This window comes from Klebsiella sp. M5al (assembly GCF_002090195.1).
In the GTDB taxonomy this organism is placed as follows: Bacteria; Pseudomonadota; Gammaproteobacteria; order Enterobacterales; family Enterobacteriaceae; genus Klebsiella; species Klebsiella grimontii.
In genome coordinates this window covers 5242399-5256967 of record NZ_CP020657.1, presented here as the reverse complement: position 1 = coordinate 5256967, position 14569 = coordinate 5242399, and the positions used below count along the sequence as shown (strand labels likewise).

General features: G+C 54.9%; 20 protein-coding genes. 9 read left to right on the top strand and 11 right to left on the bottom strand.

Going from position 1 to position 14569, the window contains the following annotated elements:
- Positions 1 to 225 precede the first annotated feature (225 nt).
- Both elbB and mtgA read left to right on the top strand, forming a co-directional pair.
- On the top strand, positions 226 to 879 hold the full coding sequence (gene elbB / locus BWI76_RS25295) for an isoprenoid biosynthesis glyoxalase ElbB (RefSeq protein WP_004139768.1): 654 nt from the start codon (positions 226 to 228) through the stop codon (positions 877 to 879).
- Positions 876 to 1601, top strand: a complete 726-nt coding sequence (gene mtgA / locus BWI76_RS25290; protein WP_004139770.1) for a monofunctional biosynthetic peptidoglycan transglycosylase — start codon at positions 876 to 878, stop codon at positions 1599 to 1601. Before elbB ends, mtgA begins: the two co-directional genes overlap by 4 nt.
- A 53-nt stretch (positions 1602 to 1654) precedes the next feature.
- On the opposite strand, the gene npr is transcribed toward mtgA, so the two are convergent.
- The 11 genes from npr to BWI76_RS25235 form a co-directional block, all read right to left on the bottom strand.
- Complete coding sequence (npr, locus tag BWI76_RS25285) at positions 1655 to 1927, bottom strand: PTS phosphocarrier protein NPr (protein ID WP_004139771.1); 273 nt, start codon at positions 1925 to 1927, stop codon at positions 1655 to 1657.
- Complete coding sequence (gene rapZ / locus BWI76_RS25280; protein WP_004106169.1) at positions 1924 to 2778, bottom strand: RNase adapter RapZ; 855 nt, start codon at positions 2776 to 2778, stop codon at positions 1924 to 1926. The genes npr and rapZ overlap by 4 nt, the downstream gene beginning before the upstream one ends.
- Positions 2779 to 2823: 45 nt before the next feature.
- Positions 2824 to 3312: a PTS IIA-like nitrogen regulatory protein PtsN gene (gene ptsN, locus BWI76_RS25275; RefSeq protein WP_004125714.1), complete on the bottom strand. Its 489-nt coding sequence runs from the start codon at positions 3310 to 3312 to the stop codon at positions 2824 to 2826.
- Between the two features lie 65 nt (positions 3313 to 3377).
- On the bottom strand, positions 3378 to 3665 hold the full coding sequence (hpf, locus tag BWI76_RS25270) for a ribosome hibernation promoting factor (RefSeq protein ID WP_004106167.1): 288 nt from the start codon (positions 3663 to 3665) through the stop codon (positions 3378 to 3380).
- A 22-nt stretch (positions 3666 to 3687) separates the two neighbouring features.
- Positions 3688 to 5121, bottom strand: a complete 1434-nt coding sequence (gene rpoN / locus BWI76_RS25265; protein ID WP_049087000.1) for an RNA polymerase factor sigma-54 — start codon at positions 5119 to 5121, stop codon at positions 3688 to 3690.
- A 47-nt stretch (positions 5122 to 5168) separates the two neighbouring features.
- Positions 5169 to 5894 carry an LPS export ABC transporter ATP-binding protein gene (gene lptB, locus BWI76_RS25260; protein WP_004125705.1) on the bottom strand — a complete coding sequence of 242 codons (726 nt, stop codon included), beginning with the start codon at positions 5892 to 5894 and terminating at the stop codon, positions 5169 to 5171.
- A gap of 6 nt (positions 5895 to 5900) precedes the next feature.
- Complete coding sequence (lptA, locus tag BWI76_RS25255; protein WP_004125703.1) at positions 5901 to 6446, bottom strand: lipopolysaccharide ABC transporter substrate-binding protein LptA; 546 nt, start codon at positions 6444 to 6446, stop codon at positions 5901 to 5903.
- Positions 6415 to 6990, bottom strand: coding sequence for an LPS export ABC transporter periplasmic protein LptC (gene lptC, locus BWI76_RS25250; protein ID WP_004125700.1), 576 nt, complete (start codon positions 6988 to 6990; stop codon positions 6415 to 6417). The genes lptA and lptC overlap by 32 nt, the downstream gene beginning before the upstream one ends.
- The gene (kdsC, locus tag BWI76_RS25245) at positions 6987 to 7553 is read right to left on the bottom strand and encodes a 3-deoxy-manno-octulosonate-8-phosphatase KdsC (RefSeq protein ID WP_024358756.1); all 567 of its coding nucleotides are present in this window, start codon (positions 7551 to 7553) and stop codon (positions 6987 to 6989) included. The genes lptC and kdsC overlap by 4 nt, the downstream gene beginning before the upstream one ends.
- Positions 7554 to 7567: 14 nt before the next feature.
- A complete protein-coding gene (gene kdsD, locus BWI76_RS25240; RefSeq protein ID WP_162685355.1) occupies positions 7568 to 8572 on the bottom strand; it encodes an arabinose-5-phosphate isomerase KdsD in 1005 nt (334 codons plus the stop codon).
- Entirely contained in the window at positions 8569 to 9546 is a 978-nt protein-coding gene (locus BWI76_RS25235) for a calcium/sodium antiporter (protein ID WP_004139780.1), read from the bottom strand. Before BWI76_RS25235 ends, kdsD begins: the two co-directional genes overlap by 4 nt.
- A 209-nt stretch (positions 9547 to 9755) precedes the next feature.
- On the opposite strand from BWI76_RS25235, the gene mlaF reads away from it, so the two are divergent.
- The 7 genes from mlaF (at position 9756) to murA (ending at position 14562) form a co-directional block, all read left to right on the top strand.
- Positions 9756 to 10568, top strand: a complete 813-nt coding sequence (mlaF, locus tag BWI76_RS25230) for a phospholipid ABC transporter ATP-binding protein MlaF (protein ID WP_004125691.1) — start codon at positions 9756 to 9758, stop codon at positions 10566 to 10568.
- Between the two features lie 7 nt (positions 10569 to 10575).
- A complete protein-coding gene (gene mlaE, locus BWI76_RS25225) occupies positions 10576 to 11358 on the top strand; it encodes a lipid asymmetry maintenance ABC transporter permease subunit MlaE (protein ID WP_004125690.1) in 783 nt (260 codons plus the stop codon).
- A gap of 4 nt (positions 11359 to 11362) precedes the next feature.
- Positions 11363 to 11914 (top strand): outer membrane lipid asymmetry maintenance protein MlaD, encoded by a 552-nt coding sequence (gene mlaD / locus BWI76_RS25220; RefSeq protein ID WP_004139782.1) that lies wholly within the window; start codon positions 11363 to 11365, stop codon positions 11912 to 11914.
- An 18-nt stretch (positions 11915 to 11932) separates the two neighbouring features.
- On the top strand, positions 11933 to 12568 hold the full coding sequence (gene mlaC / locus BWI76_RS25215; protein WP_004125682.1) for a phospholipid-binding protein MlaC: 636 nt from the start codon (positions 11933 to 11935) through the stop codon (positions 12566 to 12568).
- The gene (gene mlaB, locus BWI76_RS25210) at positions 12568 to 12858 is read left to right on the top strand and encodes a lipid asymmetry maintenance protein MlaB (protein ID WP_004125681.1); all 291 of its coding nucleotides are present in this window, start codon (positions 12568 to 12570) and stop codon (positions 12856 to 12858) included. Before mlaC ends, mlaB begins: the two co-directional genes overlap by 1 nt.
- A 135-nt stretch (positions 12859 to 12993) precedes the next feature.
- Positions 12994 to 13248, top strand: a complete 255-nt coding sequence (gene ibaG, locus BWI76_RS25205; RefSeq protein ID WP_004106141.1) for a BolA family iron metabolism protein IbaG — start codon at positions 12994 to 12996, stop codon at positions 13246 to 13248.
- A 54-nt stretch (positions 13249 to 13302) separates the two neighbouring features.
- Positions 13303 to 14562 (top strand): UDP-N-acetylglucosamine 1-carboxyvinyltransferase, encoded by a 1260-nt coding sequence (murA, locus tag BWI76_RS25200; RefSeq protein WP_024358754.1) that lies wholly within the window; start codon positions 13303 to 13305, stop codon positions 14560 to 14562.
- Positions 14563 to 14569 lie beyond the last annotated feature (7 nt).

Below are 14569 nucleotides of genomic sequence, written 5' to 3'. Positions count from 1 at the left end.
AACCGGGGTGCGCGAATACTGCGCCAACACCAGGGAACGGGTCATTGCGCCAGAATCATTTGAGTGATTTTTTTACACGGCGCAACCTGAGGATTTGGCTTACTCGCTCATTAAGATAGCAAACCTTAAATATTTTGTTACGTGAAACAGTAAAATATGTGAAGCATAGCGAGTAAATCAAAATTTTTGACTGCTTTCATAAACTTGTACTAAGGGGCTGATGTGATGAAGAAAATTGGTGTAGTGCTGAGCGGCTGCGGCGTTTATGACGGAAGCGAAATTCATGAAGCCGTTATTACCCTGCTGGCTATTGCCCGCAGCGGCGCTCAGGCTATCTGCTATGCGCCTGATAAAGCGCAAACCGATGTTATCAATCACCTGACCGGCGAAGCGCAGGCGGAAAGCCGTAATGTGCTTGTGGAAGCGGCGCGTATCGCGCGCGGAGAGATTCAGCCTTTAGCAAACGCCCGGGCGGATGCGCTGGACGCGCTGATTGTGCCCGGCGGTTTTGGCGCGGCAAAGAACCTCAGCAATTTTGCTTCGCAGGGAAGTGAATGTGAAGTGGATAGCGATCTCAAGGCCCTGGCGCTGGCGATGCATCAGGCGGGTAAACCGTTGGGCTTTATCTGTATCGCTCCGGCGCTGTTGCCTAAAATATTCTCTATTCCGCTACGCGTCACTATTGGTACCGATCTTGATACCGCCGATGCGGTAGAGGAGATGGGGGCCGAACACGTGCCTTGCCCGGTCGATGACATTGTGGTTGATGAAGACAATAAAGTGGTGACGACTCCCGCGTATATGCTGGCGCAGAACATCGCCGAAGCGGCGAGCGGAATTGAAAAGCTGGTTGCTCGCGTATTGGTTCTGACGGCATGACATTTCGCTTTTCGCCGTTGCGCTTGATTAAACGTTTTTTGCTGAGGCTGCTGCTGGCTTGCGCGGTGCTATGGGGCGGCGGGGTTGCTCTGTTTAGCATCGTCCCCGTCCCGTTTTCAGCGGTGATGCTGGAGCGGCAGCTCGGCGCCTGGCTCTCAGGGAATTTTCATTACATCGCCCATTCCGATTGGGTGGGCATGGATGAAATTTCTCCGTGGATGGGGCTGGCGGTTATTGCCGCGGAAGACCAGAAATTCCCGGAGCACTGGGGGTTTGACGTCCCGGCGATTGAGAAGGCGCTGGCGCACAATGAACGCAATGAGAACCGCATCCGCGGTGCGTCAACCCTGTCGCAGCAGACGGCAAAAAACCTGTTCCTGTGGGATGGTCGCAGCTGGCTAAGAAAAGGGCTGGAGGCGGGGCTGACCGTTGGCATTGAGACGGTCTGGAGCAAAAAGCGGATCCTCACCGTTTATCTGAATATTGCGGAGTTTGGTGAAGGGACGTTTGGCGTTGAAGCCGCATCGCAGCGCTATTTTCACAAACCGGCCAGCAGATTGACGGCTGCTGAAGCCGCGCTTTTAGCGGCGGTTTTGCCTAATCCCATTCGCTTTCGCGCTGACGCGCCGTCGGGTTATATTCGCAGCCGCCAGGCGTGGATCCTGCGCCAGATGAGGCAGTTAGGCGGGGAAGGGTTTATGCGGGCGAATCAGCTACATTGATGATTTCACGGCTCAGTACCCCGGAAGGCGCGCCGCGACCGGGGGAGTGAAATCTAATCCTCATCAAACCCGGCGTTGAACAGCGCGATAACCGCTGCCAGCGCCTCCACTTCTTGCGGGCCGTTGGCTTCAATCTCAATCTGCCGCCCTTTAGCTGAGTCAAGCATCAGCAGGGCAATCACGCTATTCGCTTCAGCTACAGTTCCTTCATCATTGCGCAGTAGCACTTCAGCATCGTAGTTCTGCATTAATTCAAACAGCTTCATCGCCGGGCGAGCGTGCATCCCCAGCTTATTGGTGATTTCAACGGTTTGCTTAACGGTCATGATTTGCGTTTTTCCAGCGTCCGATGACGGGACTGCACGTTCTTACCGCGCGAGCGGAAGTAGTCAGCCAGCTGTTCGGCGATGTAAACCGAACGGTGTTTACCACCGGTACAACCAATAGCTACCGTCAGATAGCTGCGGTTATTGGTCTCCAGCATAGGTAACCATAGCTCAAGATAGCTGCGGGTCTGGTAAATGAAATTGTGAACTTCCGTGTGCCGGTCGAGGAAGGCGGCCACGGGTTTATCCAGACCGGTCATCGGGCGCAGCTTCGGATCCCAGTGCGGGTTCGGCAGGAAGCGTACGTCGAAAACGTAATCAGCATCAATGGGAATACCGTGCTTAAAGCCAAAGGATTCAAACACCATCGTCAGCTCGCGTTCGCGCTTGCCTAACAAACGCGTGCGCAGCATTTCTGCCAGCTCATGTACCGACATTTCTGAGGTATCGACGATCAGGTCAGCGCGGGAACGCAGAGGTTCCAGCAGGTCGCTCTCTTCATCAATGGCGCTCTCCAGCGACAGGTTTTTGCTGGAGAGGGGATGCAAACGACGCGTGTCGCTGTAGCGGCGAATCAAGGTGTTACGATCGGCATCCAGGAACAGCAGCTGAGGTGAAAACTCTGCGGGCAGATTTTTCATCGCCTGCTCGAAGATTTCCGGCGACTCAGGCATGTTTCGCACGTCAATACTGACCGCGGCCGAGATGTTTCTGTCGGCGAGCGAGCGCGCCAGCTCGGGCAAAAGCACAACCGGCAGGTTATCCACGCAGTAAAAACCCATATCTTCCAGCGCTCGCAGGGCGACGGATTTCCCCGACCCTGAACGGCCGCTGACGATCATCAGTACCATGTACCGTTTCTCCTCAGTACGAAAAAGCGTAAGGTGCGGCTTTCGTTACGCCTCATTATTGCTTCCCGCTTCAGTGATGATTTCATACAGCTCTTCATCGCTTTGCGCAGCGCGCAGACGGCGGCAAATTGTTTTATCGGCCAGACGTTTCGCCACCAGCGAGAGCGTATGCAGATGCGTCTTAGTTTGATCGGCCGGGACGAGAAGGGCAAACAACAGATCGACGGGTTGGTTGTCGATAGCATCGAAAGCAATGGGGGTTTCCAGCTGGACAAACACGCCCACGGCCCGCAGCGTATCCTCTTCGAGTTTGCCATGGGGGATTGCAATGCCGTTGCCAATCCCGGTACTGCCCATTTTCTCACGGGTAAGGATCGCCTCGAACACTATCTGGGACGATAAGCCTAACTGCTTTGCTGCCAGCTCGCTGATGATTTCCAGCGCGCGTTTCTTGCTCTGGCAGTGAACCTGGCTACGGGTACATTCCTGGTTAAGGACATTGCTCAGTTGTAGAGCCGAATCGTTATTTATCATAATTTCACCTGAGCTCTCCTTGCCAACCGCCGGCAGGCGGTTGGCGTAGGCGATTGCCCGGACAATTAGTGTTGTTTCAGTTTATCTTTATGTTTTGTTAACTGTCTTGCCAGCTTATCGATAAGACCATCGATAGCAGCATACATATCTTGGCCTTCCGCACTGGCATGGATTTCGCCACCGTTGACATGCAGATTGGCGTCCGCAATTTGCGTCACCTTCTCCACTTTTAACACAATGTAGACCTGGTTGATCCTGTCGAAAAACTGCTCCAGTTTGCTGAACTTCGCGGTAACGAAATCGCGCATCGCGGGGGTTATCTCGACGTTGTGTCCTGTAATGTTGAGCTGCATAGTGTCTTCCTTATCGGTTGGGTCAAACCAGCTGCTTGCGCTGATTTGACGGCGGAATGGATAAAGACTCTCGGTACTTAGCAACGGTTCGCCGTGCCACCATAATACCCTGATCGGATAGCATGGTGGTGAGCTTACTATCACTCAATGGTTTCGCGGGGTTTTCCGCGGCGATTAATTTCTTCACCAGCGCGCGAATGGCCGTCGACGATGCTTCGCCGCCGCCTTCGGTGTTCACATGGCTGGAGAAGAAATACTTCAGCTCAAAAATACCGCGTGGACTGTGCAGGTATTTTTGCGTAGTAACGCGTGAAATAGTGGATTCATGCATTTCGACGGCCTGAGCGATATCCGCCAGCACCATCGGTTTCATAAACTCTTCACCTTGTTCAAAAAAAGCCTGCTGCTGTTCGACGATACAGCGGCTGACGCGCAGCAGGGTGTCGTTGCGGCTCTCCAGGCTCTTGATCAGCCAGCGCGCTTCCTGCAGGTTGCTACGGATAAACTGGCCGTCAGCGTCATTGCGCGTGCTGTTACCCATAGCGGCATACTGCTGATTGATCTTCAGGCGCGGAAGGCTATCTGAATTGAGCTCAACCACCCAACGATCGTTGACTTTACGCACCAGAACGTCAGGAATGACATATTCTGGCTCGCCAGTTTGGATCGACTGTCCCGGGCGCGGATCCAGCGATTGGATCAGATTTACCGCTTCCTTTAACACTTCTTCTTTGAGGCGGGTTACGCGCATCAGGCTGCGGAAGTCGTGGTTGGCCAGCAGATCGAGATGATCGCTGATGATCAGGCGGGCTTCTTCAATCCACGGCGTCTCTTTGGCAAACTGTGAAAGCTGAACCAGCAGGCAATCACGCAAATCTTTTGCCGCCACGCCGACGGGGTCGAAACGCTGAATGCGCTTGAGAACCGCTTCAACTTCTTCAAGTCCGATTTCATCGTCGCCAATACTTTCCACGATGTCTTCGACAGAAATCGTCAGGTAGCCGGTATCATCAACGGCATCGACGATAGAGGTCGCGATGGCGCGATCGGTATCGGTGAATGGCGTAAGTTCAACCTGCCACATCAGGTAATCCTGCAGGCTTTGCGTGGTCTCTCCCTGGTAGACGGGCAGTTCGTCATCCTGGTAATCGACGCCGTTGCCTGATGGCGTTCCGGCGGTGTAAATCTCATCCCAGCTGGCATCAAGCGGCAGCTCTTCGGGCATCTCTTTTTGCTCAAGGGCGTCGACGGTATCCAGAGATTCGCGATCCTCGGCCTCTTTGGTTTCTACCTCATCGTGAAGATCGGTTTGCTCCAGCAACGGGTTGCTGTCCAGCGCCTGCTGGAGTTCTTGCTGGAGTTCTAACGTGGACAGCTGCAGTAGACGAATCGCCTGCTGCAGTTGTGGCGTCATGGCAAGCTGTTGGCTTAGCCTTAATTGCAAACCTTGCTTCATATTCAGGGCCAATATCTCCGGCTAAAACGTCTGTAACCTCTACCCTATCAGAGTCTGAAGTCTTCCCCAAGATACACGCGCTTAACCTGCTCGTCTTCAAGGATTTGCTGCGGCGTACCGTGGGCTATCAGGTGGCCCTGGCTGACGATATAAGCACGCTCGCAAACGGCCAGCGTTTCCCTGACGTTATGGTCGGTTATCAGGACGCCAAGACCGCTGTCGCGCAGGTGTTCAATAATGCGTTTGATATCGATAACGGAGATGGGGTCAACGCCGGCAAAGGGTTCATCCAGTAGGATGAATTTCGGGTTAGCGGCCAACGCGCGGGCGATCTCGACGCGGCGCCGTTCACCACCGGAGAGCGCCTGGCCGAGACTATCGCGCAGGTGCTCAATGTGAAACTCCTCCATCAGCTCTTTCGCGCGATCTTCGCGCTGCTCGTTGCTGAGATCGTCGCGAATCTGCAATACCGCCATCAGGTTATCGTAAACGCTCAGCCGGCGGAAAATGGAGGCCTCCTGCGGCAAATAGCCGATTCCGCGACGCGCGCGCGCGTGCAGCGGCAGCAGGCTGATGTCTTCATCATCGATGATAATGTTGCCCGCGTCGCGCGGTACGATACCAACAACCATATAGAAGGTAGTGGTTTTACCGGCGCCGTTCGGACCGAGCAGGCCAACAATCTCGCCCGAATTCACGGTCAGACTGACATCTTCCACGACGCGGCGGCCTTTATAGGCTTTAGCAAGATTCTTTGCAGTTAATGTTGCCATAACGAATTACTTACCCTTCTTTGACTGATCGCTACCTTTATCCTGCAGCTGCGAAGGAACCAGAACCGTGGTCACGCGCCCGCCTTTATTGCTGAAAGCCTGCATTTTTTGTTCTTTCACCAGGTAAGTGATTTTGTCACCCTGGATATTGCTATCGATCTGTTCCAGATGCGCATTGCCGGTCAGGACGACAAAGTCGTTTTGCAGTTCATAATGCATTTTCGACGCGCGGCCTTTTACCGGTTTGCCGTTGTCCTGCATCTGGTAGAAGGTGGCCGGGTTACCGTAGCCATCGATAACCTCTTTGCCTTTTTCGCCGCCCGGACGGGTCACGACGACTTTGTCGGCGTTGATTTTGATCGTACCCTGAGTGACGACGACATTACCCGTAAAGGTAACGACGTTGCCCTGCATATCCAGCGACTGCTGATCGGATTCAATATGAATCGGCTGATCGGTATCACCCGTTTTGGCCTGTGCCGACAGGCTGGCGGCCAGTAAGGCGCTGGCGAGCGCAATCTTAAGGCTGAGTTTGTTTGTTCTGAATTTCATATGAGGTTCTAACCTTTTCAATCAGCTCGGCATTTTTGCTGCGCAGGTTCCCGCGCATTTTCAGGCCGCTGGAATTAAATGTTGTTCCGTACAACGTCACCATGTCATCGGAGGTAACATCCTGCGTCACCAGGTTTATCTGGGCGTTATCCGTCGTAATTTTGCGCAGTTGAGAATCCGCCGTCAGCGCATTAACCTCAACGTGCCCGTAAAGATACAGCATGCGGTCATTCGTCAACTTAGCTTTATCCGCTTTGATAGACCAGGTTGGTACTTTATTCGTATCGAAGGTGGTCATCACCGGTTTTGCGAACCACGAGAGCTGCTGTTCGGAAAAATACTCTACGTGTTCCGCGATTAGCCGGTAGTTAAGCGCCCCTTCGGGACTATAAACGACGGTATCGGTATGCTCGCTGGTATACGTCGGATCGTCAGGATTGATCGCTTGCTGGGTGGCATCGTCCGTACTCGCCAGGTTCAGGCCGATCAGGATCAGCGCGACCAGCGATAGTAAAATGATAACCCAACGTCTGGTTTTACTCATATAGATTGCCCTTTGGCCTCATCCAGCTTGCCCTGCGCCAATAGTAGCAAATCGCACACTTCGCGTACCGCTCCGCGACCGCCGTTGATACGAGTGACGTAATCCGCGCGCGGGAGCAGCAACGGATGCGCATCGGCTACCGCTATGCTTAAACCCACTTCAGCCATCACCGGCCAGTCGATCAGATCGTCGCCAATATAGGCCACTTCATCCGCGCTAACGGCCAGTTTATTGAGTAGCTCATGAAACGCCAGCAGCTTATCAGACTGCCCCTGGTAGAGATGGGTGATGCCGAGCGTCTGGCAGCGATCTTCCACCAGTTTAGCGTTTCGCCCGGTAATTATCGCTACTTCAATCTCTGAAGTCAGGGCGCAGCGGATACCGTAGCCGTCGCGCACGTTAAACGCTTTCAGCTCTTCGCCGTTGTTGCCCATATAGATAAGACCGTCGGACAGAACGCCGTCCACATCAAGTATCAGTAAACGGATCTTCGCCGCCCGGTCAATAAAGCCCTGACTTACCGGACCATAGCAGGTCGTTATCAGGGCATCAGCATTATTCATTATTTTTTCCTTACTTACACTACGCCCGCGCGCAGGAGATCGTGCATATGTATCACACCTACCAGACGGTCGCCATCGGCAACCAGTACGCAGGTGATATGACGGGACTGCATCAGGTTCAGCGCATCAACGGCCAGCGTACCGGGACGGATGCGGATGCCGCCTCGCGTCATGACTTCGGCGATGCTGGCGTTACGCATATCAATGCCGGTATCAAAGACGCGGCGCAGATCGCCATCGGTGAAAATGCCGATGATATTCATTTCATCGTCGCAAATAGCGGTCATGCCTAAATTTTTGCGCGTGATTTCCAGCAGCGCATCGCGCAGCGTGGCCTCCAGGCCAACATGCGGAATTTCATCGCCGGTGTGCATGATATCATTGACCCGCAGCAGTAGCTTACGGCCCAGCGCGCCGCCGGGATGCGATAGCGCAAAATCTTCAGCGGTAAAACCGCGGGCTTCCAGCAGCGCGACGGCAAGGGCATCGCCCATCACCAGCGCGGCGGTGGTGCTTGATGTGGGGGCCAGCCCTAACGGGCAAGCCTCTTTGGGCACCTTCACGCACAGATGAATATCCGCCGCGCGCGCCATGCTGCTTTCCGGTCGGCTGGTGATACAGATAAGCGACACCTGCTGGCGCTTAAGCACCGGGATCAGGGCGAGAATTTCATTTGATTCCCCGGAATTAGATAGCGCGATCACTACGTCGCAGGGGGTGACCATGCCCAAATCGCCGTGCGCGGCCTCGCCGGGATGGACGAAGAATGATGATGTCCCGGTGCTGGCGAACGTTGCGGCCATCTTTCGCCCGATATGGCCGGATTTACCCATTCCCATCACCACAACTTTACCGGTACAGCGAAAAATGGTCTCACAGGCACGGGTAAAATCTTCATTAATATATTGATCGAGCTGGGCCAGACCTTCACGTTCAATGTCCAGCACCTCACGGCCTGCCCGTTGAAAGTCAAAATCCGCTGGCAAATCTATTTGCGACATAATGTTATCCCGAATCATTCAACGAAGAGCGGCGCTGTCCAGTACAGCATCGCTAACCAAAGCACAAAACCACCCAGCAGCAGGGCGCCGGCAAGGCGACCGGGCTGTTGTTTACGACGCCAGCACAGCACCGCGAAGATCAGGCTGACCAGCAGCATGACGCCATAGTCGCGGGTAAAGGCCTCGGCGGCAAAGGCGCCAGGCGCAATCAGCGCGGGGAGCCCGAGAACCAGTACGATATTCAGAATATTAGCGCCAATGATATTGCCGATGGCGATGTCATTTTCGCCTTTTCGCGCTCCGGCGATGGCGGTGGCCAGCTCGGGCAGGCTGGTGCCGATGGCAACGACCGTTAAGCCGACGGTCAGTTCGCTGATGGCAAAAAAGTTTGCCAGCACCGTGGCGTTATCCACCACCATCCGCGTGGCCATCGGCATCACTATCATCGCGACGCCCAACCAGAGCAGCGCGACGGGAAGCGAGCCCTCCCGCGGCAGCTCCGCCAGCTGTTCACGGGTCAGGCTGTCGTTCCCCTGGCGTTCCGCAAGGCGGGCAATCTTAAGGGTAAACAACAGCCACAGTACCGCCAGCGCCAGCAAAAAAAGGCCATCTATCCGCGTAATCTGCCCGTCGTACAGCACAAATCCTGCCAGTAAACTGACCAGCAACATTAGCGGCAATTCGCGGCGCAGGATATCAGAATGCACGGTAAAAGGTTGAAACAGAGCGGTGAGGCCGAGGATCAGCAGGATATTGGTGATATTCGATCCCAGAGCTGTGCCGATCGCCAGATCGGTTTGCCCATGCAGGGAAGCGGCGGCGGAAACAATGACTTCCGGTAAACTGGTACCGATGCTGACCACCGTCATCCCTATAATAAGGGGGGGGATTCCCAGCATACGGCAGAGTATTGAAGCGGCGTAGACCAGACGATCGGCGCTGTAGACAACCAGCAATAAACCAATAATTAACAGAGCCGTCGCTAAGAGCATCTAAAGTCCTTTCTTCAGGTATAATCGTCGCCTCGCTGGCCGTCCGTAGGCAGCGTAACGAATTCTTAATTTTGACTTTATGTGTGCCAAAAGTAAAACAAATGCCAGCTTTCGCTAACCCGGGCGGGTAAGATTCTGTAAAAATGTTGGGTTTGTGGTGAAAGAAAGCGCCATGCTTAGCCCGACGGGTGTCTAGTAAGGATGATTTTATGAGCCAGAGTTCGGCGAATCTAGTCGAAGTGCGCGGTATTCGCTTCTCGAGGGGCGATCGCGTGATCTTCGATGATATCTCGCTATCGGTACCCCGCGGCAAGATCACCGCGATAATGGGGCCATCAGGGATCGGCAAAACCACCCTGTTACGTCTGATCGGCGGTCAGATCCCGCCCGATAAAGGCGAGATCCTGTTTGATGGTGAAAACGTACCGCAGATGTCGCGCTCGCGCCTGTATACCGTCCGCAAGCGCATGAGCATGCTGTTTCAGTCCGGCGCGCTGTTCACCGACCTGAACGTGTTTGATAACGTCGCTTATCCGCTGCGCGAGCATACGCGTTTGCCGGAAGCGCTGCTGCACACCACGGTGATGATGAAGCTGGAGGCCGTCGGGCTACGCGGAGCCGCGAAGCTGATGCCTTCTGAGCTCTCCGGCGGCATGGCGCGCCGTGCCGCGCTGGCGAGGGCGATTGCGCTGGAACCTGATTTAATCATGTTCGATGAGCCCTTTGTCGGGCAGGACCCCATTACGATGGGGGTGCTGGTGAAGCTGATTTCTGAACTCAATAGCACCCTGGGTGTCACCTGTATCGTGGTTTCGCATGATGTGCCGGAGGTGCTCAGCATCGCGGACTTCGCATATATCGTGGCGGACAAAAAAGTGGTGGCGCACGGGAGTGCGCAGTCGCTGCGCGAAAATGCCGATCCTCGGGTTCGTCAGTTCATTGATGGTATCGCCGACGGTCCGGTGCCGTTCCGCTATCCGGCGGGTGATTATCATCATGATTTATTGGGCAAAGGGAGTTAAGCGACTCATGTTGTTAAATGCGCTAGCCGCGCTTGGGCATCGCGGTATTAAAACTATCGCGACGTTCGGGCGTGCTGGATTAATGCTCTTCAACGCGGTTGTCGGCAAGCCTGAGTTTCGCAAGCATGCGCCGCTGCTGGTGCGTCAGCTGTATAACGTTGGCGTGCTGTCGATGCTGATCATCATTGTCTCGGGGCTGTTTATCGGTATGGTGCTTGGTCTGCAGGGCTATCTGGTGTTAACCACCTATAGCGCCGAAACCAGTCTGGGCATGCTGGTGGCGCTGTCGCTGCTGCGTGAACTGGGGCCGGTGGTCGCCGCGCTGTTGTTTGCCGGGCGTGCCGGTTCGGCGCTGACTGCCGAAATTGGCCTGATGCGCGCAACCGAGCAGCTCTCCAGCATGGAGATGATGGCGGTCGACCCGCTTCGCCGCGTGATCTCTCCGCGCTTCTGGGCGGGGGTGATTTCACTGCCGTTGTTAACGATTATTTTTGTGGCGGTCGGCGTTTGGGGCGGCTCGCTGGTCGGTGTCAGTTGGAAGGGCATCGATGGCGGATTCTTCTGGAGCGCGATGCAAAACGCCGTTGACTGGCGGATGGATCTGGTTAACTGCCTGATTAAGAGTCTGGTTTTCGCCATTACGGTAACATGGATCGCGTTATTTAACGGTTATGACGCTATCCCCACTTCCGCCGGGATTAGCCGGGCGACGACGCGTACCGTGGTACATGCGTCGCTGGCGGTTCTGGGGCTGGATTTTGTGCTGACTGCGCTGATGTTTGGGAATTGAGTTCATGCAAACGAGAAAAAATGAAATCTGGGTAGGGGTATTTTTACTGGTTGCGCTGCTGGCTGCGCTGTTTGTCTGCCTGAAGGCGGCAAACGTAACCTCTTTACGTACCGAACCGACTTATCGGCTCTATGCCACTTTTGACAATATCGGCGGTCTGAAAGCGCGCTCTCCGGTACGGATTGGCGGCGTTGTCGTCGGACGCGTGGCGGATATCACGCTCGACCCTAAAACCTACCTGCCTCGCGTCGCTCTCGATATTGATGAGCGCTACAACCATATCCCGGATACCAGCTCGCTGGCGATTAGAACTTCCGGTCTGCTGGGCGAACAGTACCTGGCGATGAACATCGGGTTTGAAGACCCGGAGTTGGGAACGGCTATCCTTAAAGATGGCGGCACCATTCAGGACACCAAATCCGCCATGGTGCTGGAAGATTTGATAGGCCAGTTCCTTTATAACAGTAAAGGTAGCGACAATAAGAATTCTGGCGATGAACAGTCTGCCGGGGAGAGTCATACTGACGCTACGCCGCCAGCCGGCACGACGCACTAATTTCAGGAGAGATAAGACATGTTTAAACGCTTACTAATGGTCGCCATGCTGGTGATTGCCCCTTTGACTGCGGCCACCGCCGCGGACCAATCCAATCCCTATAAGCTGATGGACGAAGCGGCGCAGAAAACCTTCGATCGCCTGAAGAACGAGCAGCCTAAGATTCAGGCTAACCCGAACTACCTGCGCGACATCGTCGATCAGGAACTGCTGCCCTATGTTCAGGTGAAATACGCCGGCGCGCTGGTATTAGGTCGTTATTACAAAGAAGCGACCCCGGCGCAGCGTGAAGCCTATTTCGCCGCCTTCCGCGAATATCTGAAACAGGCCTACGGCCAGGCGCTGGCGATGTATCACGGTCAGACCTATCAGATTGCGCCTGAGCAGCCTCTGGGCAGCGCGACCATTGTTCCTATTCGCGTCACCATCCTCGATCCGAATGGCCGTCCGCCGGTTCGCCTGGATTTCCAGTGGCGTAAAAATACCCAGACCGGTAACTGGCAGGCGTACGACATGATTGCGGAAGGGGTGAGCATGATCACCACTAAACAAAACGAGTGGAGCGACCTGCTGCGTACTAAAGGCGTTGATGGTCTGACGGCGCAGCTGAAGGCAAGCTCCGCGCAGCCGATTACTCTGGAACAGAAAAAATAATGACCGGGCAGCTGAGCTGGACTCGCGATGGTGAGACGCTGGCGCTGCGCGGAGAGCTGGACCAGGATCTTCTGGTCCCGCTGTGGGAAGCACGCGCTCAGGCGACGGATGGCGTGTCCGCAATCGACCTGAGCGCCGTGACCCGCGTGGACACCGCCGGGCTGGCGCTATTAGTGCATTTTATCGCACTGGTTCGTCGGCAGGGCGGGGAAGCGAAGTTGACCGGGAAGAGTGAAAATCTGCAAACCCTGGTCAGGTTGTATAACCTTCCTGCCGATATGATCCCATAACTTTTTCAGTGCCTTACTGCTGAAGCTATTCTGAAAGCCCCATCAAACTTTTCGATGGGGCTTTTTGCTTGTTTAAGACAGCGCCACTTTCCTCTAAGATGTTGGGCTGTTTTCACTATCAGATAAATGTAGCCCATGGAAAATCATGAAATTCAGACCGTGCTGATGAACGCACTCTCCCTTCAGGAAGTCCACGTCTCTGGCGATGGCAGCCACTTTCAGGTTATTGCTGTGGGTGAGATGTTCGACGGCATGAGTCGGGTCAAGAAGCAACAGGCTATCTATGCCCCGCTGATGGAATATATTGCCGATAACCGCATCCATGCTCTGTCGATAAAAGCGTTTACCCCGCAGGAGTGGGCGCGAGACCGCAAACTAAATGGCTTATAAGCTGTGGGGATGTTCCCCGCAGCGTATGTGAATTCTTAACAGAGAACAGAATCAATGGATAAATTCCGTGTTCAGGGGCCTACTCGTCTGCAGGGCGAGGTCACTATTTCCGGCGCGAAAAACGCCGCCCTGCCAATCCTCTTTTCCGCGCTATTAGCCGAAGAGCCGATTGAGATCCAGAACGTACCGAAGCTGAAAGACATCGATACCACCATGAAACTGCTGAGCCAGCTGGGCGCGAACGTTAAGCGCAACGGCTCCGTATGGATCGATGCCGGCCCGGTTGACGTTTTCTGTGCCCCGTATGACCTCGTCAAAACCATGCGTGCTTCGATTTGGGCGCTGGGTCCGCTGGTGGCCCGTTTTGGTCAGGGACAGGTATCACTTCCCGGCGGCTGCGCCATCGGCGCGCGCCCGGTTGATTTACACATTACCGGTCTTGAGCAACTGGGTGCGGAAATCAAACTGGAAGAAGGTTATGTCAAGGCGTCGGTTAATGGACGCCTGAAAGGCGCGCATATTGTGATGGATAAGGTCAGCGTTGGCGCTACCGTAACCATCATGAGCGCTGCGACGCTGGCGGAAGGCACCACCGTTATCGAAAACGCCGCGCGCGAGCCGGAAATTGTCGATACCGCCAACTTTCTCAACGCGCTGGGCGCGAAGATCAAAGGTCAGGGTACCGATCGTATCACCATCGAAGGCGTAGCGCGCCTCGGCGGCGGCGTCTACCGCGTTCTGCCGGATCGTATTGAAACCGGGACCTTCCTGGTGGCGGCGGCGATTTCTGGCGGTAAGATCCTGTGCCGCAATGCTCAACCTGATACGCTTGATGCGGTTCTGGCGAAGCTACGCGATGCCGGCGCGGACATCGAAACGGGCGAGGACTGGATTAGCCTCGATATGCACGGCAACCGTCCGAAAGCTGTCAACGTTCGTACTGCTCCGCATCCGGGTTTCCCGACCGATATGCAGGCCCAGTTCACCTTGCTGAATCTGGTTGCCGAGGGAACCGGCGTGATCACCGAAACGATCTTCGAAAACCGTTTCATGCATATCCCGGAGCTGATCCGTATGGGCGCGCATGCGGAAATCGAGAGCAATACGGCGATTTGCCACGGCGTGAAGCAACTTTCTGGCGCCCAGGTCATGGCGACGGATCTGCGTGCGTCAGCTAGCCTGGTGCTGGCAGGCTGCATTGCGGAAGGGACGACGATTGTCGATCGTATTTACCACATTGACCGCGGCTACGAACGTATCGAAGACAAACTTCAGGCGCTTGGCGCGAATATCGAACGCGTCAAAGCCGAATAAGCCCATT

Bases quoted from the DNA above. Each gene is read 5' to 3' on its own strand.
- elbB (WP_004139768.1), top strand. From the start codon at position 226: ATGAAGAAAATTGGTGTAGTGCTGAGCGGCTGCGGCGTTTATGACGGA.
- mtgA (WP_004139770.1), top strand. From the start codon at position 876: ATGACATTTCGCTTTTCGCCGTTGCGCTTGATTAAACGTTTTTTGCTG.
- npr (WP_004139771.1), bottom strand. From the start codon at position 1,927: ATGACCGTTAAGCAAACCGTTGAAATCACCAATAAGCTGGGGATGCAC.
- rapZ (WP_004106169.1), bottom strand. From the start codon at position 2,778: ATGGTACTGATGATCGTCAGCGGCCGTTCAGGGTCGGGGAAATCCGTC.
- ptsN (WP_004125714.1), bottom strand. From the start codon at position 3,312: ATGATAAATAACGATTCGGCTCTACAACTGAGCAATGTCCTTAACCAG.
- hpf (WP_004106167.1), bottom strand. From the start codon at position 3,665: ATGCAGCTCAACATTACAGGACACAACGTCGAGATAACCCCCGCGATG.
- rpoN (WP_049087000.1), bottom strand. From the start codon at position 5,121: ATGAAGCAAGGTTTGCAATTAAGGCTAAGCCAACAGCTTGCCATGACG.
- lptB (WP_004125705.1), bottom strand. From the start codon at position 5,894: ATGGCAACATTAACTGCAAAGAATCTTGCTAAAGCCTATAAAGGCCGC.
- lptA (WP_004125703.1), bottom strand. From the start codon at position 6,446: ATGAAATTCAGAACAAACAAACTCAGCCTTAAGATTGCGCTCGCCAGC.
- lptC (WP_004125700.1), bottom strand. From the start codon at position 6,990: ATGAGTAAAACCAGACGTTGGGTTATCATTTTACTATCGCTGGTCGCG.
- kdsC (WP_024358756.1), bottom strand. From the start codon at position 7,553: ATGAATAATGCTGATGCCCTGATAACGACCTGCTATGGTCCGGTAAGT.
- kdsD (WP_162685355.1), bottom strand. From the start codon at position 8,572: ATGATTCGGGATAACATTATGTCGCAAATAGATTTGCCAGCGGATTTT.
- BWI76_RS25235 (WP_004139780.1), bottom strand. From the start codon at position 9,546: ATGCTCTTAGCGACGGCTCTGTTAATTATTGGTTTATTGCTGGTTGTC.
- mlaF (WP_004125691.1), top strand. From the start codon at position 9,756: ATGAGCCAGAGTTCGGCGAATCTAGTCGAAGTGCGCGGTATTCGCTTC.
- mlaE (WP_004125690.1), top strand. From the start codon at position 10,576: ATGTTGTTAAATGCGCTAGCCGCGCTTGGGCATCGCGGTATTAAAACT.
- mlaD (WP_004139782.1), top strand. From the start codon at position 11,363: ATGCAAACGAGAAAAAATGAAATCTGGGTAGGGGTATTTTTACTGGTT.
- mlaC (WP_004125682.1), top strand. From the start codon at position 11,933: ATGTTTAAACGCTTACTAATGGTCGCCATGCTGGTGATTGCCCCTTTG.
- mlaB (WP_004125681.1), top strand. From the start codon at position 12,568: ATGACCGGGCAGCTGAGCTGGACTCGCGATGGTGAGACGCTGGCGCTG.
- ibaG (WP_004106141.1), top strand. From the start codon at position 12,994: ATGGAAAATCATGAAATTCAGACCGTGCTGATGAACGCACTCTCCCTT.
- murA (WP_024358754.1), top strand. From the start codon at position 13,303: ATGGATAAATTCCGTGTTCAGGGGCCTACTCGTCTGCAGGGCGAGGTC.